General features: G+C 74.1%; 15 protein-coding genes and 1 pseudogene. 10 read left to right on the top strand and 6 right to left on the bottom strand.

What is annotated here, in order from left to right; all coding sequences use genetic code 11:
* Window positions 1–69: 69 nt before the first annotated feature.
* Window positions 70–2,805, bottom strand: a complete 2,736-nt coding sequence (gene glgB / locus ACFWVC_RS12445; RefSeq protein ID WP_384283038.1) for a 1,4-alpha-glucan branching enzyme — start codon at window positions 2,803–2,805, stop codon at window positions 70–72.
* A gap of 37 nt (window positions 2,806–2,842) precedes the next feature.
* Window positions 2,843–4,309 (bottom strand): maltokinase, encoded by a 1,467-nt coding sequence (locus ACFWVC_RS12440; RefSeq protein WP_384283033.1) that lies wholly within the window; start codon window positions 4,307–4,309, stop codon window positions 2,843–2,845.
* Between the two features lie 281 nt (window positions 4,310–4,590).
* Here ACFWVC_RS12440 and ACFWVC_RS12435 point away from each other — a divergent pair, with 281 nt between their 5' ends.
* Window positions 4,591–5,415 (top strand): inositol monophosphatase family protein, encoded by an 825-nt coding sequence (locus ACFWVC_RS12435; protein WP_384283030.1) that lies wholly within the window; start codon window positions 4,591–4,593, stop codon window positions 5,413–5,415.
* Window positions 5,416–5,424: 9 nt separating this feature from the next.
* On the opposite strand, the gene ACFWVC_RS12430 is transcribed toward ACFWVC_RS12435, so the two are convergent.
* Window positions 5,425–5,871 (bottom strand): hypothetical protein, encoded by a 447-nt coding sequence (locus ACFWVC_RS12430; RefSeq protein WP_384283025.1) that lies wholly within the window; start codon window positions 5,869–5,871, stop codon window positions 5,425–5,427.
* 93 nt (window positions 5,872–5,964) lie between these two features.
* On the opposite strand from ACFWVC_RS12430, the gene ACFWVC_RS12425 reads away from it, so the two are divergent.
* The 3 genes and pseudogenes from ACFWVC_RS12425 (at window position 5,965) to ACFWVC_RS12415 (ending at window position 8,898) form a co-directional block, all read left to right on the top strand.
* A complete protein-coding gene (locus tag ACFWVC_RS12425; protein WP_384283021.1) occupies window positions 5,965–7,314 on the top strand; it encodes an acyl-CoA synthetase in 1,350 nt (449 codons plus the stop codon).
* 72 nt (window positions 7,315–7,386) lie between these two features.
* Window positions 7,387–8,241, top strand: coding sequence for a MurR/RpiR family transcriptional regulator (locus tag ACFWVC_RS12420; protein ID WP_384283019.1), 855 nt, complete (start codon window positions 7,387–7,389; stop codon window positions 8,239–8,241).
* A 79-nt stretch (window positions 8,242–8,320) separates the two neighbouring features.
* Window positions 8,321–8,898 (top strand): annotated as a pseudogene (locus ACFWVC_RS12415) (hypothetical protein).
* 769 nt (window positions 8,899–9,667) lie between these two features.
* On the opposite strand, the gene ACFWVC_RS12410 reads toward ACFWVC_RS12415, so the two are convergent.
* Entirely contained in the window at window positions 9,668–10,939 is a 1,272-nt protein-coding gene (locus ACFWVC_RS12410) for a diaminopimelate decarboxylase (protein WP_384283016.1), read from the bottom strand.
* Window positions 10,940–11,053: 114 nt separating this feature from the next.
* Here ACFWVC_RS12410 and hutU point away from each other — a divergent pair, with 114 nt between their 5' ends.
* Genes hutU through hutI form a run of 4 tightly spaced genes read left to right on the top strand, consistent with a single transcriptional unit; the run spans window position 11,054 to window position 16,480 of the window.
* Window positions 11,054–12,739 (top strand): urocanate hydratase, encoded by a 1,686-nt coding sequence (gene hutU / locus ACFWVC_RS12405; RefSeq protein WP_384283014.1) that lies wholly within the window; start codon window positions 11,054–11,056, stop codon window positions 12,737–12,739.
* A gap of 17 nt (window positions 12,740–12,756) precedes the next feature.
* On the top strand, window positions 12,757–13,944 hold the full coding sequence (locus ACFWVC_RS12400; protein ID WP_384283272.1) for an allantoate amidohydrolase: 1,188 nt from the start codon (window positions 12,757–12,759) through the stop codon (window positions 13,942–13,944).
* Window positions 13,941–15,308, top strand: a complete 1,368-nt coding sequence (locus ACFWVC_RS12395) for a formimidoylglutamate deiminase (protein ID WP_384283268.1) — start codon at window positions 13,941–13,943, stop codon at window positions 15,306–15,308. Before ACFWVC_RS12400 ends, ACFWVC_RS12395 begins: the two co-directional genes overlap by 4 nt.
* Complete coding sequence (hutI, locus tag ACFWVC_RS12390; RefSeq protein ID WP_384283011.1) at window positions 15,305–16,480, top strand: imidazolonepropionase; 1,176 nt, start codon at window positions 15,305–15,307, stop codon at window positions 16,478–16,480. The genes ACFWVC_RS12395 and hutI overlap by 4 nt, the downstream gene beginning before the upstream one ends.
* A gap of 424 nt (window positions 16,481–16,904) precedes the next feature.
* Here the strand turns inward: hutI and ACFWVC_RS12385 are convergent, their stop codons facing one another.
* Complete coding sequence (locus ACFWVC_RS12385) at window positions 16,905–17,789, bottom strand: RNA polymerase sigma factor SigF (protein WP_384283009.1); 885 nt, start codon at window positions 17,787–17,789, stop codon at window positions 16,905–16,907.
* Between the two features lie 240 nt (window positions 17,790–18,029).
* Between ACFWVC_RS12385 and ACFWVC_RS12380 the strand changes: the two genes are divergently transcribed.
* Window positions 18,030–18,398, top strand: coding sequence for an STAS domain-containing protein (locus tag ACFWVC_RS12380; RefSeq protein ID WP_384283007.1), 369 nt, complete (start codon window positions 18,030–18,032; stop codon window positions 18,396–18,398).
* 142 nt (window positions 18,399–18,540) lie between these two features.
* Window positions 18,541–19,029, top strand: coding sequence for an ATP-binding protein (locus ACFWVC_RS12375; RefSeq protein ID WP_384283004.1), 489 nt, complete (start codon window positions 18,541–18,543; stop codon window positions 19,027–19,029).
* A 30-nt stretch (window positions 19,030–19,059) separates the two neighbouring features.
* Here ACFWVC_RS12375 and ACFWVC_RS12370 read toward each other — a convergent pair whose 3' ends face one another.
* A complete protein-coding gene (locus tag ACFWVC_RS12370; protein WP_384283002.1) occupies window positions 19,060–20,286 on the bottom strand; it encodes a dipeptidase in 1,227 nt (408 codons plus the stop codon).

Here is a 20,286-nt window from a genome sequence, read left to right as displayed (position 1 = left end):
ACCATCGCTGTGGGGAGAGGAACCGGGGACCCGGACAGCACCCGGCCCCTCTCCCCCTGAACTCCCGCGTTACGCCGGGCGCAGCCAGACCGTGGCCAGCGGCGGCAGCGTGAGCTGCACGCTCTGACGGCGGCCGTTCCAGGCGACGGGCTCGGACTTCAGCGGCTCCGGGTTGGTGACGCCGCCGCCGCCGTACACCGAGGCATCGGTGTTGAGCACCTCGCGCAGCGCCTCCACGCCGTCCGGCACGCCGATCCGGTAGCCCTGGCGGACCACCGGCGAGAAGTTGCTGACGGCGATCAGCGGGTCGCCGGCCGCGTCGAGGCGGACGAAGGAGAACACGTTGTCCTCGGCCGCGCCGCCGTCGATCCAGGCGAACCCATCCGGCGAGGTGTCGCGCTGCCACAGCGAAGGCGTGCCCCGGTACACCGTGTTGAGATCGCGCACCAGGTCCCGCACGCCCCGGTGGTCGCCGGCCGCCGAGTAGGTCTCGTCGAGCAGCCACCAGTCCGGGCCGTGGTCGTGCGACCACTCGGCGCCCTGGGCGAACTCCTGTCCCATGAAGAGCAGTTGCTTGCCCGGGTGGGCCCACATGAAGCCCAAGTACGCGCGGTGCGTGGCGCGCTGCTGCCACCAGTCGCCGGGCATTCTGTTCACCAGCGAGCCCTTGCCGTGCACGACCTCGTCGTGCGAAATCGGCAGCACGTAGTTCTCGCTGTAGGCGTACACCATCGAGAACGTCATCTCGTTGTGGTGGTACTTGCGGTGCACGGGCTCGTGCTTGATGTACTCCAGCGAGTCGTGCATCCAGCCCATGTTCCACTTCAGGCCGAAGCCCAGGCCGCCGAAGCCGGTGGGGCCGACCTCGTGGGTGGCGCGGGTGACACCGTCCCAGGCGGTGGACTCCTCGGCGATGGTGACCACACCGGGGCAGCGGCGGTAGACGGTCGCGTTCATCTCCTGGAGGAAGGCGACCGCGTCGAGGTCCTCCCGCCCGCCGTACACGTTGGGCGCCCAGTCGCCGTCCTCGCGCGAGTAGTCCAGGTAGAGCATCGAGGCGACGGCGTCCACGCGCAGCCCGTCGATATGGAACTCCTCGCACCAGTAGACCGCGTTGGCGACGAGGAAGTTGCGGACCTCGGTGCGGCCGAAGTCGAACTCCAGCGTCCCCCAGTCCGGGTGCTCGCCGCGCCAGGCGTGCTCGTAGACGTTCGCGCCGTCGAACTGCGCCAGCGCCCACTCGTCCTTGGGGAAGTGGGCCGGCACCCAGTCCATGATCACGCCGATGCCCGCCCGGTGCAGGGCGTCCACCAGGTACTTGAAGTCGTCCGGGGTGCCCATTCGCGCGGTGGGGGCGTAGTACGAGGTGACCTGGTAGCCCCAGGAGCCGCCGAAGGGGTGCTCGGCGACCGGCATCAGCTCCACGTGCGTGAAGCCGAGGTCGCGCACGTACGCCGGCAGCTGCTCGGCGAGTTCGCGGTACGACAGCCCCGGCCGCCAGGAGCCCAGGTGCACCTCGTACACCGACAGCGGCGCCTCGTGCACGGGCACGTCCCCGCGCCGGGCCATCCACTGCGCGTCCTGCCACTCGTGGTGGGAGGCGGTGACCACGGAGGCCGTCGCCGGTGGCGTCTCGGTGCGGCGGGCCATCGGGTCGGCCTTGAGCCGGTGCGCGCCGTCCGGGCCGCAGATGTCGAACTTGTAGCGCTGTCCCTCGCCGACCCCGGGCAGGAACAGCTCCCACACCCCGGTGGAGCCCAGCGAGCGCATCGGGAAGGCCGTGCCGTCCCAGTAGTCGAAGTCGCCGACCACGCGCACACCGCGGGCGTTCGGCGCCCAGACGGTGAAGCGGGTGCCCGTCACTCCCTCGTGGGTCATCGGCTCGGCGCCGAGCGCCTTCCACAGCTGCTCGTGCCGGCCCTCGCCGATCAGGTGCAGGTCGAACTCGCCCAGCGTGGGCAGGAAGCGGTAGGGGTCGTGGACCTCCTGCTCCTGGCCGTCGTACGTCACGAGCAGCCGGTGGGCCTTCACCTCCGCCGCCTCCGCCGCGTCCGACACCTCCGGCAGCGGCAGCACGCCGCCGAAGAGCCCGTCGCCCTCGTCCCGCAGTGCCGCCCGCGTCCCGTCCCCGGTGACGACCGCCACCGCCTGCGCGTAGGGGCGCAGGGCGCGCACCAGCACGCCGTCCGCCACCGGGTGGGCGCCCAGCAGGGCGTGCGGGTCGTGGTGGGACCCGTCGAGCAGCCGCCACCGCTCACCGGCGTCGAGCGCCGGGGCGGGACGCACGTCGGCAGGAGTGGCGGACGGCGCCGGCCGGGTCACCTCGGGTCCGGGCGGCGGCGCCTGGTGGCCGACCGCCATGGCGCCGGTCGCGACCGCGGGTGCCGTGCGGGGTGCGCTGCCGGAGGCGGCGGGCCGGTCGGAGCCCGCGGGGTCGTAACCGCGGGCGACGGCCTCGGAGGTACGGGCGTCGGAGGTTCGGGCGTCGGAGGCGTTCGCCTCGGACGGACGCGCGGCCCTGGGACGGGAGTTCGCCGACGCGGCGGCATCCGCCGGCCGGGCAGTCCGGCCGCCCTGTCCGCCCTGTCCGGCCTGCACGGTCCTCGGGGAGTTCGCCCCGCGGCCCGGCTTGGCCCCCGCGGGCTTCGCCGGACGCGCGGACGGGGCCGGCGTCGCCGCGGCGGGCGTTGGCACCGAACCCTCGGGCCCGCCGCCGGTCGCGGAACGCGCGGCGCGGGACGGCCCGTTCCCGCCGGGGCCGGGGGTGCCGGGGTCGGCATCGGGGAACGGCTGACGATCGGTCACGATCAGGTCCTCCTCGGTAGGGCGCGGGGGTGCCCGGTCAGGGGGTGGCGCCGCGGAGCGGCTGCGAGAGGCGCCGTACGGCGGCCATGGGGATGGGCAGCCAGGCGGGCCGGTGCCTGGCCTCGTAGAGCACTTCGTAGACGGCCTTGTCGGTCTCGTAGGCGCGTATCACGACGGGCTCGTCCCGGGGATCGGTCCCGGCGGCCTCCGCGTATCCCGCGCAGAAGGCGGCCCGCTGGGTCTCGGCCCACTCGGGCGCGCCCGGGGCGGCGGGGTCGTGGTGCCGGGCGGCGTAGTCGAACGACCGCAGCATTCCGGCCACGTCCTGCACCGGCGGTGCGGGGCGGCGGCGTTCGGGGAGCGGCCGGGCGGGCTCCCCCTCGAAGTCGATGAGCACCCAGCCCTGTTCCGGGGTCAACAGGGCCTGGCCCAGGTGCAGGTCGCCGTGGATGCGCTGGGCCGCCAGCTCCGTGCCGTGCTCGCCGAGCACCGCGAGGTCCTCGAAGGCGGCGTGCAGCCGGGCACGGTACGGCCGCAGCGCGGGCACGGCGGCCGCCGCGGCGTCCAGCCGGTCGGCCATCGCGCGGGCGATCAGCTCGATCTGCGGCCGGCGCAGGGTGCTGGTGGGCAGGGCACGCGCCAGCGCGAGGTGCACCTCGGCGGTCGCGCGCCCCAGCGCGTGCGCGTCGCCGGAGAAGTCGGTGTCCTTCTCGACTGCTTCCAGGGCCAGTTCCCAGGCCCCGGACGAGCCGGGCAGGTAGCGCTGGAGCACGCCCAGGGTGGCGGGCTCGTCGTACAGGCCGACCGCCTCGAACCAGGCGGCGGGCGCGGCGATGCGCCGCGACCCGGCGCGGGCCAGGGCGAGTGACAGTTCCAGGTCCGGGTTGGGGCCCGGGGCGACCCGCCGGAAGAACTTCAGGATGTGGCTGTCGCCGTAGATGACCGAGCTGTTGGACTGCTCGGCGGTGGACAGCCGCGGCGCCGGCCCGGCCGGGATGACCGAGCTGTCGGACTGCTCGGCGCCGAACAGCAGATGCCCGGTGCGGCCGGGGGCGCGCAGCCGCTCCAGCAACAGGGAGGTCAGCCGGGGGTCGTGCAGCGCCTCGTAGATGGTGAGGCCGTCCAGCGGGCCCCCGACGGCGTGCCCGATGAGGGCGGGCGCGAGCGCCGGCGGCAGCAGGGCCCGGGAGCCCAGCAGCAACTGGTAGGTGTCGGGCTGCCCGTGGCCGCGGCCGGCCCGCTGTACCTCGTGCGGGCCGTCCTGGTGGACGTCGAGCAGCAGATGGAGCAGCCCCGGGGTGCCGAGCCGGCCGTCCGCCGGCAGCAGCTCGGTCGCCGAGACCAGGCCGAACGCGGTGATCGGCCGCCCCTTCCCGGCGAACCACCGCTGCCGGGGCAGCCATTCCCGCAGCAAGGGGCCGAGAGTGGAGAGCAACCCTGGGGCCGGGGGCACGGTGGTGCCGGCGGGGGCTGCGGAGGAGCGAAGCCACGAGGTGTCCGACATGACGTCCTTTCCTCGGGTGCCGGGCCTGCTGGTTCCCTAAGTGAAGGGGTGCGCTGCGGCGACTGTCCGACTCATGGGACGTGTCGGACGAATATCATCCGAGCTGGTGGTGCAATTGGCGTACTGGCCTACAAGGGGCCAAGCGCCCGACAAGCATCCGATATGACGCTGGATTCGGCAGGGGGAGCCTGCCCCGGCGGGGGGGGGGGGGGGCCCGCCCCAATTGCCCCCACGCCCGCCCCCCTTTACCCCGCGCCCCCCTCTTCTGATAAAGAGACCGCGTGATCAACGCACAGGTGTTCGCCGCCGTCGAGGAATCCGTACGCGCCGTCGCCGACGAGGAGGCGCTCTCCCGCTTCGGGAGACTCGCCGCGGGCGACATCAGCGAGAAGAAGGGGCCGCAGGACCTGGTCACGGTCGCCGACCGCCGGGTCGAGGAACGCCTCACACAAACGCTCACCGCACTGCTCCCCGGCTCCGCCGTGATCGGCGAGGAGGCCGTGCACGGCGACCCCGGGCTGCTGGACGCCTGGCTGGGCGAGAAGCCGGTCTGGATCATCGACCCGGTCGACGGCACCTCCAACTTCGTTCGCGGTGATGCCTCCTTCGTCACCCAGGTCGCGCTCGCCGCGCGCGGCGAGCTGCTCGCGTGCTGGGTGTACCGGCCGGTGGACGGGATTCTCGCCACCGCGCTGCGCGGCACGGGCGCACGGTCCGGCGGACGCCCGCTGCGGCTGCCGGAAGCGGCCGTCGCGGGCGGCCCGGACGAGGTGCTGCTCGTCGCCGGGGCCCGCCCCGCGAACCTCACCCCCCACCAGCACCGCGCCCTGTACGACCTCGGCCCCGGGCAGGGGATCAAGCCCTGCGCGAGCGGTTCGGCAGGCTCCGACTACCTCGACGTGGCCCTGGGCCGGCTCGACGCCGCCACGTACGCCTACGACAACCCCTGGGACCACTCGGCGGGCGCGCTACTCGTCGCCGAGGCGGGCGGCACGGTCCTGTCCGCCGACGGGCTGCCCTTCTGCATGGCGGGCGGGCCGCAGCAGTTCGCGGCGGCCCGTGACGAGGCGGCGGCGCGGCGCGTCGTGGCGCTGCTCGCCGGCTGACGCCTGGGCTCAGTCCTCCCAGGCGTCCGGGTCCCTGCGGCGGGCGCGCTCCCGCTCGCGGTCGGTGAACAGCCAGCCCATGGACTGCGCGACGTTGACACCCACGATCCCGGCCCAGGCGACGAGCAGGCCCGGCAGATCGGCCTGGCCCGCGCCGATCGCCGAGAGCGGGATGGCCATGATGAGGGAGAAGCCGGCGAAGCCGTAGCGGGCGCCGAAGCGGCCGCGCCCCTCCTCGCCGCCGCGCGGGCCGACCGGGCGGCCGGCGCGGGCGAACGCCGTCTGGTGCTGGGCAAGTTCGCGGCGCACGCGCCGCTCGACCTGGGCGTCGATGCGCTGGTCGATCTTCTCCAGGAAGGAGTCGACGAGAGCCGACTCGTACTCCTCCCCGAGGTCCTTGCGCGCCTGGAGGGTGGCGGCGAAATCCTTCTTCAGCTCTGGGTCGCGGGCGTCCATGACGCCACCGTACGGACGGCCGCGCGCCGTGGCACTGGGGGAAACCCCCGAACCTTCTCAGGGGCGCTCCCCCCTCCCCAGTAGGGTCGTGCCGTGACCGCATCCCGGCCCTTGCTGACCGCGCTGTACGACGACCACGGCGACCGTCCCGACGCGCTCGTCGTCGCGGGGGCGGCCAGTTCCCGCGAACGGCTGCTGACCGCGGCAGGGGCCGTGGCGCGGCGGATCGCCGGGGCGCCGGCGGTGGCCGTGCACGCGACCGCCACGCTGGAGACGGTCGTCGCGGTCGTCGGCGGGCTGCTCGCGGGTGTGCCGGTGGTGCCGGTGCCGCCCGACGCGGGCCCGGCCGAGCGCGGGCACATCCTCAAGGACTCCGGAGCGGTCGCGGCGCCCCCGGTCGACCTCGCGGAAAGCGGCGCCTTCGACGGCCCCGAGCCGGGCCCGGACACCACCGCCCTCGTGCTGTACACCTCCGGCACGACCGGCGCCCCCAAGGGCGTCCTCGTCCCGCGCCGCGCGATCGCCGCCGACCTGGACGCGCTCGCCGGGGCGTGGGAGTGGACCGCGCAGGACATGCTCGTCCACGGCCTGCCGCTGTTCCATGTGCACGGGCTCGTGCTCGGCGTGCTCGGCGCCCTGCGCACCGGCAGCCGCCTGGTCCACACCGGGCGCCCGACCCCGCAGGCCTACGCGGAGGCGGGCGGCACCCTGTACTTCGGCGTGCCCACCGTCTGGGGCCGGGTGGCCGCCGACCCGGAGGCCGCCAAGGCGCTTCGCGGCGCCCGGCTGCTGGTGTCCGGCAGCGCGCCGCTGCCCGCGCCGGTCTTCCGGGACCTGGAGGCGCTGACCGGGCAGCGGCCCGTCGAGCGCTACGGCATGACGGAGACCCTGATCACGGTGAGCACCCGCGCCTCCGGCGAGCGGCGGCCCGGTTCCGTCGGCCTGCCGCTGCCGGGCATCCGCACCCGGATCGCGGCCGAGCCCGGCGAGGAGATCGGGGAGCTGCAACTGGCCGGGCCGACGCTCTTCGACGGCTACCTCGGACGCCCCGAGGCCACCGCCGCGTCGTACACCGAGGACGGCTGGTTCCGCACGGGGGACATCGCGGCCATCGACCCGGACGGCATGCACCGCATCGTCGGCCGGGCCTCGACCGACCTGATCAAGTCCGGCGGCTACCGGATCGGCGCGGGCGAGGTCGAGAACGCCCTGCTGGACCACCCCGCCGTGCGGGAGGCCGCGGTGCTCGGCGCGCCGCACGCGGATCTCGGCCAGGAGATCGTCGCGTACGTCGTCGCCGACGGGGTGACCGAGCGGGAGCTGATCGACTTCGTCGCCGGTCACCTGTCGGTGCACAAGCGCCCGCGCAAGGTGCGCTTCCTGGCCGAACTGCCGCGCAACGCCATGGGCAAGCCCCAGAAGAAGCTGCTGCCGCCCGCGTAGGTCCACGGGCGGGCAGGCATGGCAGGCTTGCCGGAAGAGCGGAACGGCGGGAACGGGACGGGGAGTGGCCAGATGTCGACGGACAACGACACCGCGTCGGCGCGCCTGATGAAGCTGTTCGAGGCCCACCGCCTCACGCCCACCCAGCGCCGGATCGCCCACTGCCTGGTCCGGCGCGCGGCCGACGCGCCCTTCCTGTCCAGCGTCGAGGTCGCCGAACTGGCCGGGGTCAGCCAGCCCTCCGTGACCCGCTTCGCCGTCGCCCTCGGTTTCGACGGCTACCCCGGGCTCCGCCGCCACCTGCGGGAGATCGTGCCCGTCGCGGTGCCCGAGGGGCGGCCGGCCGGCGACACGTACAACGAGTACCAGGAGGCCGTGCAGGCCGAGATCGAGAACCTGCGGCACCTCGCGGCGCTCCTCGCCGACCCCGCCCCCGTCGCCCGGGCCGGGGCGCTGCTGGCCGGGTCGCGCCCGCTGCTCGTCCTCGGCCTGCGGGCGGCCGCGGCCCAGGCGCGCGGCTTCGGCTACTTCGCGGGCAAGGTCCACCCCGATGTGCGCCTGCTCGACGAGGGCGGCAGCATGCTCGCCGACCGCGTCGACGCGGCGGTGCTGGCCGGGGCGAGCGCGCTGCTGTGCTTCGCGCTGCCGCGGCACCCGCGTGAGGTCGTCGAGGCACTCGCGTACGCCCGCGGGGCGGGGCTCACGGTCGTGACCGTGGCCGACAGCGCCTTCGCGCCGGTGGCGGCGCACTCCGACCTCCTGCTCCCGGCGGCGGTGGGCACGGGCCTCGCCTTCGACACCGCGTGCGCGCCCATGCTGCTGGGACGCGTGCTGCTGGAGGCCATGTGCGACGGGCTGCCCGACGCCCAGGCGCGGCTGGAGGAGTTCGACGCGAAGGCGGCGGCCGCGGGCCTTTTCGTGGAGTGAGTTCTCCTCACGGAATTCTGATGTTCGCCGAGTAATCTCCCTCCTCGACATCCGGCGGAGCGCGGAGGAGGGGCAGGACGTGGTACGCGGAGCGTATGTACTGGCGAGGGTCGCGGTTCTGGTGCGGGCGGCGGCGCGCCGGCTGTGGTGGCTCGGAGTCGTCGCGGCGGGGATCGGGTCTTCGTCCCCGGCCTGACCGGGCGGCGCATCGGCGTCCTCGGCGGCGCCGCCCTGTTCGTGGTGGCCGCTTTCGCCGCCTTCCTCTTCCGGCGCCGGCGGTACGTCGCCCTGGCCGGGCGGGCGGAGCGTGCCCCCAGGTCCGTGTACCTCCAGGACCGCCGCGTCACGGCCCGCGACTGGGCGCGCTCGCGCCGCTGGCTGCTGCTGGCCGCCTTTGTCGTCGCCCTCGTCTCCAGCGTCGCCGTCCCCGCGGCGGCCGGGATGCTGCTCGCGGGGCTCGGCGCGGGGCTGTGGGCCAAGGCGGTCGGCATAGGCCGCTGGGAGCGCGCGCACGACGAACTGCTCTGGGTCCGCCCCGAGCACGCCGGCCGAGGCCCCGCAGCGCCGTCCGTCCCCTCGTACGAGGCCACGGGCCCCGTCGCCGGCGACGCCGGCCCCGGCGGCACCCGCCGCCGCCTCCCCGCCGCCGCCCGCTGAGGCGGCTGCGCCGCCGTTCCCGGTGCCCGTACTGCGGCGCACGTGCCGCGGCGGTCGGGGTCGCCGGGTGATGGGCGGCCCGACTGTCCGGGGTGCCGGCGCGGCCGAGGCGTTCGCCGGCCGGGAGTCCCGCGGCCGGTCCAGGGTTTCCTGCCCGCGGTGCACGTGGCGCGTGGCCTTTCGGCTGTCCGGGTTGGTGACGCGTTCCGCGCCAGTCCTGCGGGTGCGCGGGGCGGGCCAGTCTGTGGCCTCCGCCGGTCCCGGGTGGTCCCGGCTCCGAAGGGCCCGGCGTGGGGCGGGTCCATTTGCGCCCCGCCCTTGGTCGTGGCTTCGAGGCTTGCTGCCGTCCGGCGGCTGATCTGCGGGCCGGTGGCGAGTGGTTCGGGCGTGGCCGAAGTGTTCGTGGGCCGAGGCTGCCCGGTTCGGGTTGCCGGTCGCAGGGGCGGTTCGGCCGGAAGGCTCGCGGAACTGCTGCGCGGCCGTTCAGGCGTCCGGCCTGGTGACGCGTTCCGCAAAGCCGGGCGTGGCCGAGCCGATCGCCGCGCGGTGGCGCAGTCGCGGGGTCCTGGACGGCCGGGGGTGCCGGCCGGGTGTCCCGCCAAAGGCCCCGCGTACCTGCCGCGCGGCTGTTCGGGCGCCCGCCGTGCGGTTCAGTGTCCACCCGGGATCGCCGTTGGGCGCGGGGCGGGCCTGTCTGTGGGCTCCGCCGGTCCCGAGTGCCGGAAGGGCGGTCTGCGGCCTCCACCGGGCGCACGGCGCCGCGCGCCGCTCAGCCGCCGGATTCGGCGACGAGTTCCGCGAGGGTCTGGGCACGGCGCACGGTGCGGAAGTGCGGGGGGTCGCCGGTGTGGCCGTGGACGGCGGGGCGGGGGAGGGAGTTGTAGGCGAAGTGGGTGGAGAAGTAGTACGCGCCGGTGTCGAGGAGGGCGACGAAATCGCCCTCATCCAGCAGGGGGAGGGTGCGCGCCGAGGCGACGAGGTCGCCCGCGAAGCAGCAGGGGCCGGCGATGTCCTGGAGGACGGGGGCGCCCTGCTTCACGCGGCCCTTGCCGTCGAGCGCCAGTACGCGCAGCGGCCACGCATCGGGGGCGAAGACCGTGCGCGTGGCGACCTGTGCGCCCGCGTGGGTGACCGCGATGGCCCGGCCGCCCGCGGACTTGGTGTACTCCACGCGCGCCAGGACCGTGCCGTGCCGGGCCAGCAGTGCCCGGCCGAACTCGGTGACCAGCCCGTAGCGCCCGTCGAAGAGCCCGGGGACGGCGGCCCGCAGCACCGCGGCGTACTCGGCGAAGGTGGGCCGCGCGTCGTCGGAGGTGAAGTCGACCGGCAGGCCGCCGCCGATGTCGATCACGCGGACCTGCTGCCGGCCGGCCTCGTGGTTGATCCGCTCGGCGAGTTCCCACGCGGCGCGGACGCCGGCCGCCATGAGGTCCAGGGGGACGCCCTGGGAGCCGGTGTGCGTGTGGAGGCGGGTGAGCCAGGGGCGGTCGAGGAAGGCCCGGACGACCCGGTCGGCGGCGCCCTCGTCCCGCAGGGCGACGCCGAATTTCGAGGTGGCGGTCGCGGTGCTCATCGCGCCGATGCTGCCCCCGCCGACCTGCGGGTTGACACGGAGCCCGAGGGGCGAGGCCGTCCCGGGCCGGACCAGCCGGTCCAGCCGGGCGAGTTCCTGGAAGTTGTCGGCGTTGACGGCGATGCCGAGCGCGAGGGCCTCGGCGAGTTCGGCGGGCGTCTTGGCGGGGGAGTCCAGCACGACGCGGTCCGCCGGCACGCCCGCCGCCCGCGCCAGCGCGAGTTCCCCGGGACTGGCGACCTCGGCCCCGATGCCCTCCTCCGCCAGCAGTCGCAGCACCGGTACGAGCGAGGCGGCCTTCACGGCGAAGGTGTGCGCGACCTCGACTCCGGGCGTCGCGAAACCGTCCCGCAGGGCCGCGGCGGAGGCGCGGATCCCGTCCAGGTCCAGCAGTCCGGCCACCGGCTGCTCCGGTCCGACCAGTCCCCGTTCGACGGCGGCGCGCAGGATGTTCCCCCGTTGGCTCATGCCTCCATGGTGGCGCGGGCGGACAATTCCCTCAGGGGAACAGACCCGGTTGACTGGGGCTATTCACCAGGCAAGGATGTGAATGATTCAATCCAGTCGCGAGGAGGCAGGGGCATGACCGCAACCGGCAGCGGACCGAGGACCGTGCGCGCACCGCGCGGCAGCGCGCTCACCGCACAGGGCTGGCAGCAGGAAGCCGCGCTGCGCATGCTGCAGAACAACCTCGACCCCGAGGTCGCCGAGCACCCCGAGAAGCTGGTGGTCTACGGCGGCACCGGCAAGGCCGCCCGCGACTGGCGCTCCTTCGACGCCATGGTCCGCACCCTGCAGGGGCTGAAGCAGGACGAGACGATGCTCGTCCAGTCCGGCCGCCCGGTCGGCGTGATGCAGACCCACGAATGGGCGCCGCGCGTGCTCATCGCCAACTCCAACCTCGTCGGCGACTGGGCCAACTGGGAGGAGTTCCGCCGCCTGGAGGCCCTCGGCCTGACCATGTACGGCCAGATGACGGCCGGTTCGTGGATCTACATCGGCACCCAGGGCATCCTGCAGGGCACGTACGAGACCTTCGCCGCCGTCGCCGAGAAGAAGTTCGGCGGCAGCCTCGCGGGCACCATCACCCTCACCGCCGGGCTCGGCGGCATGGGCGGCGCGCAGCCGCTCGCCGTCACCATGAACGGCGGCGTCGTCATCTGCATCGACGTCGACCCGCGCGCCATCGAGCGCCGTATCGAGCACCGCTACCTGGACGTGCGCGCCGACTCCCTGGAGCACGCCCTCGCCCTGGCCACCGAGGCCCGCGACCAGCGCAAGCCGCTCAGCATCGGCGTGCTGGGCAACGCCGCCGAGCTGGTGCCGCAGTTGCTGGCCATGGACGCCCCCATCGACATCGTCACCGACCAGACCTCCGCGCACGACCCGCTGGCCTACCTGCCGATCGGTGTCGACTTCGAGGACATGGCCTCCTACGCCGCCGAGAAGCCCGCCGAGTTCACCCAGCGGGCCCGCGAGGCGATGGCGAAGCACGTCGAGGCCATGGTCGGCTTCATGGACGCCGGAGCCGAGGTCTTCGACTACGGCAACTCCATCCGCGGCGAGGCCCAGCTCGCGGGCTACGAGCGCGCGTTCGCCTTCCCCGGCTTCGTCCCCGCCTACATCCGCCCGCTGTTCTGCGAGGGCAAGGGCCCGTTCCGCTGGGCGGCGCTGTCCGGCGACGCGGCCGACATCGCCAAGACCGACAAGGCGATCCTGGAGCTCTTCCCGGAGAACGAGTCGCTGGCCCGCTGGATCAAGATGGCCGGCGAGCGCGTCCACTTCCAGGGCCTGCCCGCCCGCATCTGCTGGCTCGGCTACGGCGAGCGCGACAAGGCCGGTGAGCGCTTCAACGAGATGGTCGCCGACGGCACCCTGGCGGCCCCGGTCGTCATCGGCCGCGACCACCTCGACGCGGGCTCCGTCGCCTCCCCGTACCGCGAGACCGAGGCCATGCTCGACGGCTCCGACGCCATCGCCGACTGGCCGCTGCTCAACGCCATGGTCAACGTGGCCTCCGGCGCCTCCTGGGTCTCCATCCACCACGGCGGCGGCGTCGGCATCGGCCGCTCGATCCACGCCGGCCAGGTCACCGTCGCCGACGGCACCAAGCTCGCGGGCGAGAAGATCCGCCGCGTGCTGACCAACGACCCCGGCATGGGCGTCATCCGGCACGTCGACGCGGGCTACGACCGTGCCGAGGAGGTCGCGGCCGAGCGCGGGGTGCGCATCCCGATGCGCGAGGGCGCAGAAGGCGGCGAGGCGTGACCTCCTCGTTCCACGAGATGTGGACGGAGTTGCGGCCCATCGGCCGCGACTCCGGCTCCGGCGGCTACCGCCGCTACGCCTGGACCGGCGCGGACACCGACTGCCGCGCCTGGTTCCGGGCGCAGGCCGGCAGCCGCGGCCTGGCCTGTGAGGTGGACCGCAACGGCAACCAGTGGGCCTGGCTCGGCGACCCTGCCGCCGGCGACGCGGTCGTCACCGGTTCGCACCTGGACTCGGTGCCGGACGGCGGCGCCTTCGACGGCCCGCTCGGCGTCGTGTCCTCCTTCGCGGCACTGGACGAGCTGCGCGCCCGCGGCGCCCGCCCGGCGAAGCCGCTGGCGATCGTCAACTTCGGCGACGAGGAGGGCGCCCGCTTCGGGCTCGCCTGCGTCGGCTCCCGGCTCACCGCCGGTCAGCTCACCGCGGAGAAGGCCAGGGAACTGCGCGACGGCGACGGCGTCACGCTCGCGCAGGCCATGGAACGCGCCGGCCACGACCCTGAGGCGATCGGCCCCGACCCCGAACGCCTCGCCCGGATCGGCGCGTTCGTCGAACTCCACGTCGAGCAGGGCCGGGCGCTCGCCGACACCCCGCACGCGGTGGGCGTCGCCTCCGCGATCTGGCCGCACGGCCGCTGGCGGTTCGACTTCCACGGCGAGGCCAACCACGCGGGCACCACCCGCCTGGAGGACCGCCACGACCCGATGCTGACGTACGCCAACACCGTGCTCGCGGCCCGCAAGAAGGCCCGCATCGCCGGGGCGCTGGCCACCTTCGGCAAGGTCGGCGTCGAACCGAACGGCGTCAACGCCATCGCCTCCCTGGTCCGCGGCTGGCTGGACTCGCGCGCGGCCGACGAGGCGACCCTCGCCGAACTCGTCGCGGAGATCGAGCGGGCCGCGGTGGAGCGGGGCGAGCGCGACGGCGTCGCGGTCAGCGTGACCCGCGAGTCGTTCACCCCGGTCGTGGAGTTCGCCCACGACCTGCGCGACGGGCTCGCCAAGCTGCTCGGTGGGGCCCCCGTGCTGCCGACCGGCGCGGGACACGACGCCGGCATCCTCTCCGAGGCGGTCCCGACCGCCATGCTGTTCGTACGGAACCCCACCGGCGTCTCGCACTCCCCGGCGGAGACCGCGACCGAGGACGACTGCCTGGCCGGGGTGACCGCACTCGCCGACGTACTGGAGGGCCTGGCGTGTCACTGACCCCGCAGAGCTACTGGGCCGAGCACGCCTGGACCGGCGGCCGGGTCCGGCCGGGCGTTGCCCTGGAGACCACCGCCGACGGCCGGATCGACACGGTGCGCACCGGGGTCCCGGCGCCTCCGGTGGGCGCGATCACACTGCGCGGGCTGACCCTGCCGGGCCTGGCCAACGCCCACAGCCACGCCTTCCACCGGGCGCTGCGCGGCACCGTGCAGGCGGGCGCCGGCACGTTCTGGACCTGGCGCGAGGTGATGTACGCGGTCGCCGGAAGGCTCACGCCGGAGAACTACTTCGCCCTCGCCAAGGCCGCGTACGCGGAGATGGCGCTGGCCGGCATCACCTGCGTCGGCGAGTTCCACTACGTGCACCACCGGCCCGGGGGCGCGCCCTACGCCGACCCCAACGCGATGGGGGAGGCGCTGATCGCCGCCGCCCACGAGGCCGGCATCCGCATCACGCTCCTGGACACCATCTACCTCTCCTCCGGCTTCGGCGCCGCCCCCGAACCGCACCAACTGCGCTTCAGCGACGGCGACGCGGAGTCCTGGGCCGAGCGCGCCGCCGCCCTGCGCGACAGCTCCCACGCCCGGATCGGCGCCGCCGTGCACTCGGTGCGCGCCGTCCCCGCCGGGGAGCTGGGCACCGTCGTGCGCTGGGCGCAGGACCGCCAGGCCCCGCTGCACGTGCACCTGTCGGAGCAGCCCGCGGAGAACGAGGCGTGCCAGGCCGCACACGGCGTCACCCCGACGCGGCTGCTCGCCGACCACGGCGTGCTCGGGCCGCGCACCTCGGCGGTGCACGCCACGCATCTCACCGCCGGGGACATCGCGCTGCTCGGCGGCTCCGGCACGACGATCTGCATGTGCCCCACCACCGAACGCGACCTCGCCGACGGCATCGGCCCCGCCCGGGCGCTCCAGGAGGCGGGCAGCCCGCTCAGCCTCGGCAGCGACAGCCACGCGGTGATCGACCTGTTCGAGGAGGCCCGTGCGATGGAGCTCGACGAGCGACTTCGCACCCGCACCCGCGGCCACTGGACGGCCGCCGGACTGCTGAACGCGGCCACCGCGGACGGTCATGCCTCACTCGGCTGGGCGGAGGGCGGCCGGCTGGAGCCGGGCGCGCTCGCCGACTTCACCACCGTCGCCCTGGACTCCGCCCGCACCGCGGGGCCGCCCCCCGCGCTCGGCGTGGAGACGGCGGTCTTCGCGGCCACCAACGCCGATGTCCGGCACACCGTGGTCGGCGGCCGCCACATCGTCCGTGACGGCGTGCACCAGCTCGTGCACGACGTGGGCGGCGCGCTGGCCGCCGCGATCGCCGACCTCTCCGCCGGCTCCGGCATTGAAGGAAACCCCTCATGAGCAGCAGCGTCATCACCGGCATCGGCAGCCTGGTCACCAACGACCCGGCACTCGGCGAGGGGCCGCTCGGCCTGCTGGAGGACGCCGCCGTCGTCATCGACGGGGAGCATGTCGCCTGGGTCGGCCCCAGCGCGCAGGCGCCCGCCGCCGACGAGGCGTACGACGCGGCCGGCCGGGCCGTCCTCCCCGGCTTCGTCGACTCCCACTCCCACCTGGTCTTCGCCGGCGACCGCACCCGCGAGTTCAACGCCCGCATGTCCGGCCGGGCGTACACCGCGGGCGGGATCCGCACCACCGTGGCCGCCACCCGGGCCGCCAGCGACGAGGAACTGCACGCCAACGTCGCCCGCTACGTCGCCGAGGCGCTGCGCCAGGGCACCACGACCATCGAGACCAAGTCCGGCTACGGCCTCACCCCGCACGACGAGGCCCGCGCGCTGCGCATCGCGGGCGACCACGCGGACGAGGTCACGTACCTGGGCGCGCACATCGTCGCCCCCGAGTACGCCGACGACCCGGCCGGGTACGTCGACCTGGTCACCGGCCCGATGCTCGACGCCTGCGCACCGTACGCCCGTTGGGTCGACGTCTTCTGCGAGCGCGGCGCCTTCGACGGCGACCAGGCCCGCGCGATCCTGACCGCGGGCGCCGCCCGCGGCCTGGTCCCGCGCGTCCACGCCAACCAGCTCGGCCACGGCCCGGGCGTGCAGCTCGCCGTGGAGCTGGACGCCGCCTCGGCAGACCACTGCACGCACCTCACCGACGCCGACGTCGACGCCCTCGCGAGCGGCCGCACGGTGGCGACCCTGCTGCCCGGCGCCGAGTTCTCCACCCGCGCGGTCTACCCCGACGCCCGCCGGCTGATCGACGCGGGCGTCACGGTCGCGCTGTCCACGGACTGCAACCCCGGCTCCTCCTTCACCAGTTCGATGCCCTTCTGCGTGGCCGTCGCCGTGCGCGACATGCGGATGACCCCGGACGAGGCGGTGCGGGCGGCCACGTGGGGCGGGGCGCGGGCACTGCGGCGGGAGGACGTCGGGCACCTCGCGCCGGGCGCGCGGGCGGACCTGGTGCTGCTGGACGCGCCGTCGCACGTCCACCTCGCGTACCGGCCCGGGGTGCCGCTGGTGTCCTCCGTATGGCGGCGCGGGGTGCGCGTCCCGGCTGCGTAGCGGGGCTGTCCGGGTAGGTTTTTTCCCCGCCGACCCTCCCTCCCCCAACCTTCGGCCGGGGGTGCCCCCAGCCCTGTGAAGTCAGTGACCCCGGCGCGCGTTTCGGGGTGGGCCGGGTGCGGGGCCTCCGGGGCCGGCCATTCTGGACAGCACATTTCGGTGCCTCGGGCACCTGCTCATCTCGTCCCGGGTTGTGCACCCAAATATGCTCCACAGTCCAGAACGCCCACCCCTACGACCCCGCCCCCTCCGTTTCGTCATGCGCCTGATCCCCAGTGGGGGGTGAGAAGGCGGTCCGGGGTGCCCCCGGTTGCCTATCTGAACCCCCACCGGCCGTCAGTCGCTCGGCCGACCCGAACGAGAACGGCCCCCGCACCTGGTGAGAGGTGCCGGGGCCGTTCCGAAGGGGGAGCCGGAGTGCGGGTCACTCCTCCACGAGCAGGCCGCGGCGGAGGCGCCCGAGGGTGCGGGTCAGCAGGCGGGAGACGTGCATCTGCGAGATGCCCAGCTCCTGGCCGATCTCGGACTGCGTCATGTTGCCCACGAAGCGCAGCGAGAGGATCTGCCGGTCGCGGGCGGGGAGCTCGGCGATCAGCGGCTTGAGGGACTCCACGTACTCGATTCCCTCCAGACCGTGATCCTCGTAGCCGATGCGGTCGGCCAGCGCGCCCTCGGAGTCGTCCTCCTCGGGCTGGGCGTCCAGCGAGCTCGCGGTGTACGCGTTGCTGGCGCTCATGCCCTCGATGACCTCGGCCTCGCTGATCTGGAGCCGCTCGGCGAGTTCCGCGACGGTCGGCGCCCGGTCCAGCTTCTGGGCCAGCTCGTCACCGGCCTTGGCCAGGTCCAGGCGCAGCTCCTGCAGCCGGCGCGGGACGCGCACGGACCAGGAGGTGTCCCGGAAGAACCGCTTGATCTCGCCGATGATCGTCGGCATCGCGAAGGTCGGGAACTCGACGCCGCGGCTCATCTCGAAGCGGTCGATGGCCTTGATCAGCCCGATCGTGCCGACCTGGACGATGTCCTCGACCGGCTCGCTGCGGGAGCGGAACCGGGACGCCGCGAACTTCACCAGGGCGAGATTGAGCTCGACCAGGGTGTTGCGCACGTAGCTGTACTCGGGCGTGCCCTCCTCCAGCGTCTCCAGGCGCTGGAAGAGCGTCTTGGACAGGGCCCGTGCGTCGACGGGACCCACTTCGTCGAAAGGCGGGATCTCCGGCAGGTCCTCCAGACCCTCCGGGGTCCCGTACTCCTCGTTAACGGTGGTCTCCGTCGTTGCCGACGTGGCGCGCGCGTCGAGCCGGGATGCCATGCGCTCTCCTCCCTCGGTGCGGTGACGGGTGTATGCGGGTGTGCGGCATGCGGGTATGCAGATATGCGGAACCGAAAATTCAGCCCACACTCCACGCCTACCCCGTTTGGCGCCGTTGGTGCAACCCGGCCGGTCCGGAATCAGCGCTTCCCTGAGCTGTTCGGCGGTGACTACCACCCAGGTCAGGAAAGCGCGTAGGGTGCGAGATGCGCTTGGCCGATTCATCCGGGAGGAGTGCGCATGGACCGCGAGATGGTCGGTACGACCGGCCGTGACCGGCTGCGTGTCGCTGTGAGCCGGTCGGGCACCAGCGCGGTCGTCGCGCCCAGTGGTGAGCTCGATCACCACACGGCCGACCTGCTGCGCGAGCCGCTGGACCAGCTTGTCGAGGACGGCTACAGCACGCTCGTCGTGGACTGCACCGGCCTGGAGTTCTGTGACTCCACGGGGCTGAACGTGCTGCTCGGCGCGCGACTGAAGGCCGAGGCGGCCGGGGGCTCCGTGCACCTGGCCGGGATGCGGCCGGCCGTGGCGAAGGTCTTCTCGATCACCGGTGCCGAGGCCGTGTTCACCGTGCACGACACGCTGGACGACGCGCTCAAGGAGTGATCCTGCGGCCGGTCCCGCGCGGGGGCCGTGACGGCACACTCTGTTCGCCCGGCAATCCGGAGGTGTTCCCCGGGGAGGGTCGGGCAGGAGACACCTCGGGATCACTTCTGACACCGGCGGACATCGGTGAGTGGAGGCGCTGATGAGCACCACGCGGCCCCCTGCGGCGGACGACCGCGACCCGGGCGGCGCCGACGCGCTGCCCACCGGACCGGGGGAGGCTCAGGTGCGCAGACTCCATTTGTCGGGGATACCGGGTGTCGTGCCGCTGGCACGTGACTTCACCCGGCAGGCCTTGCACGACTGGGGCTGGCTTCCGGCCGACTCCGCCGATCGCAGAGCCGCGGCCGAGGACGTGCTGCTGGTCGTCTCGGAACTGGTGACGAACGCCTGCCTGCACGCGGGCGGCCCCGAGGAACTGCGACTGCACTGTCAGCCCAAGTCGCTCCGCATGGAGGTCTCCGACGGCGGTGTGGGAGATCCCGCGCCGCGGAACCCCCACCGCGCGGGACGGCCGGGCGGACACGGCATGTTCATCGTGCAGCGGCTGTGCCTGGACTGGGGCGTACTGCGCAACGCGGACGGACAGCCCGGCAAGACGGTCTGGGCCGAGGTCGCGGCTCCCGCGTAGCCCGGCCCCGGCCCGGTCGTTTCCCTCCGCTCAGGCCCCGGGTGCCGCCGGGCCGTCCAGCTCCTCGATCGAGGCGTTGGAAGGCCCCCGCTTGCCCCGCAGGTCCGCCGCCACCGACTCCGCGTCCCGCAGGACGCGCACCGCGTTGCGCCACGTCAGCTTGGCCAGGTCCTCCTCCGACCAGCCGCGGCGCAGCAGTTCGGCGGCGAGCCGCGGGTAGCCGGACACGTCGCCGAGACCTTCGGGGAGGAAGGAGACGCCGTCGTAGTCGCCGCCGAGGCCGATGTGGTCGACGCCGGCGACCTCGCGCATGTGGTCCAGGTGGTCGGCGACGGTGCCGATGGTCGCGACCGGCCGGGGATGGGCGGCCTCGTACGCCCGCTGGACCGCCAGCGCCTCGGGCGTCTGGTCCAGCGGATGCAGGCCCTGGGCCCTCAACTCGGCGGTGGCGCCGACGATCCACTCGGCCGCGGCGGGCAGGATGAACTGCGGCACGAAGGTCGCCATCGCGACGCCGCCGTTGACCGGCAGGCGCTCCAGGACGTCGTCGGGGATGTTGCGCACATGGTCGCAGACCGCCCGCGTGGAGGAGTGCGAGAACAGCACCGGCGCCTGCGACACCCGCAGTGCCGCGCGCATGGTGCCGGGCGAGACGTGCGAGAGGTCGACGAGCATGCCGAGGCGGTTCATCTCGCGGACGACCTCCTCGCCGAAGGGGGTCAGGCCGCCGTGCCGGGCCTCGTCGGTGGCCGAGTCCGCCCAGTCGATGGTGTCGTTGTGGGTGAGCGTCATGTAGCGCACGCCCAGCGCGTACAACGTGCGCAGCACACCGAGGGAGTTGGCGATGGAGTGCCCACCCTCGGCGCCCATCAGCGAGGCGATGCTGCCCTCGGCGCGGGCGACCTCCATGTCGTCGGCGGTGAACGCGGCCCGCAGGTCCTCCGGGTACCGCTCGATCAGCCGCCGCACGCAGTCGATCTGCTCCAGCACGGCCACGACGGCGTCCCCGCCGGCGAGGTCGCTGCGCACATAGACCGACCAGAACTGGGCGCCGACCCGCCCGGCGCGCAGCCGGGGGAGGTCGGTGTGCAGGTGCGCCGACTGGTCGGCGGCGATGTCCCGCCGGTCGAGGTCGTAACGGACCTGCTCGCGCAGGCGCCAGGGGAGGTCGTTGTGCCCGTCCACGACGGGGTGAGCGGTGAGCAGTTCCCGTGCTCGCGCGAGCAGTTCGGTGTCCTCGTGGCCCATGTGGCTCAT

The sequence above is a fragment of the Streptomyces sp. NPDC058691 genome (assembly GCF_042714775.1).
In the GTDB taxonomy this organism is placed as follows: domain Bacteria; phylum Actinomycetota; class Actinomycetes; order Streptomycetales; family Streptomycetaceae; genus Actinacidiphila.
The sequence above is the reverse complement of the archived record's forward strand: the minus strand, read 5'-3'. Positions and strand labels throughout refer to the sequence as shown.

Excerpts from the sequence above, each read along its gene's own strand:
- ACFWVC_RS12440 (WP_384283033.1), bottom strand. The coding sequence starts at position 4,309 with ATGTCGGACACCTCGTGGCTTCGCTCCTCCGCAGCCCCCGCCGGCACC.
- ACFWVC_RS12430 (WP_384283025.1), bottom strand. The coding sequence starts at position 5,871 with ATGGACGCCCGCGACCCAGAGCTGAAGAAGGATTTCGCCGCCACCCTC.
- ACFWVC_RS12420 (WP_384283019.1), top strand. The coding sequence starts at position 7,387 with ATGTCGACGGACAACGACACCGCGTCGGCGCGCCTGATGAAGCTGTTC.
- ACFWVC_RS12410 (WP_384283016.1), bottom strand. The coding sequence starts at position 10,939 with ATGAGCCAACGGGGGAACATCCTGCGCGCCGCCGTCGAACGGGGACTG.
- hutU (WP_384283014.1), top strand. The coding sequence starts at position 11,054 with ATGACCGCAACCGGCAGCGGACCGAGGACCGTGCGCGCACCGCGCGGC.
- ACFWVC_RS12400 (WP_384283272.1), top strand. The coding sequence starts at position 12,757 with ATGTGGACGGAGTTGCGGCCCATCGGCCGCGACTCCGGCTCCGGCGGC.
- hutI (WP_384283011.1), top strand. The coding sequence starts at position 15,305 with ATGAGCAGCAGCGTCATCACCGGCATCGGCAGCCTGGTCACCAACGAC.
- ACFWVC_RS12385 (WP_384283009.1), bottom strand. The coding sequence starts at position 17,789 with ATGGCATCCCGGCTCGACGCGCGCGCCACGTCGGCAACGACGGAGACC.
- ACFWVC_RS12380 (WP_384283007.1), top strand. The coding sequence starts at position 18,030 with ATGGACCGCGAGATGGTCGGTACGACCGGCCGTGACCGGCTGCGTGTC.
- ACFWVC_RS12375 (WP_384283004.1), top strand. The coding sequence starts at position 18,541 with ATGAGCACCACGCGGCCCCCTGCGGCGGACGACCGCGACCCGGGCGGC.
- ACFWVC_RS12370 (WP_384283002.1), bottom strand. The coding sequence starts at position 20,286 with ATGAGCCACATGGGCCACGAGGACACCGAACTGCTCGCGCGAGCACGG.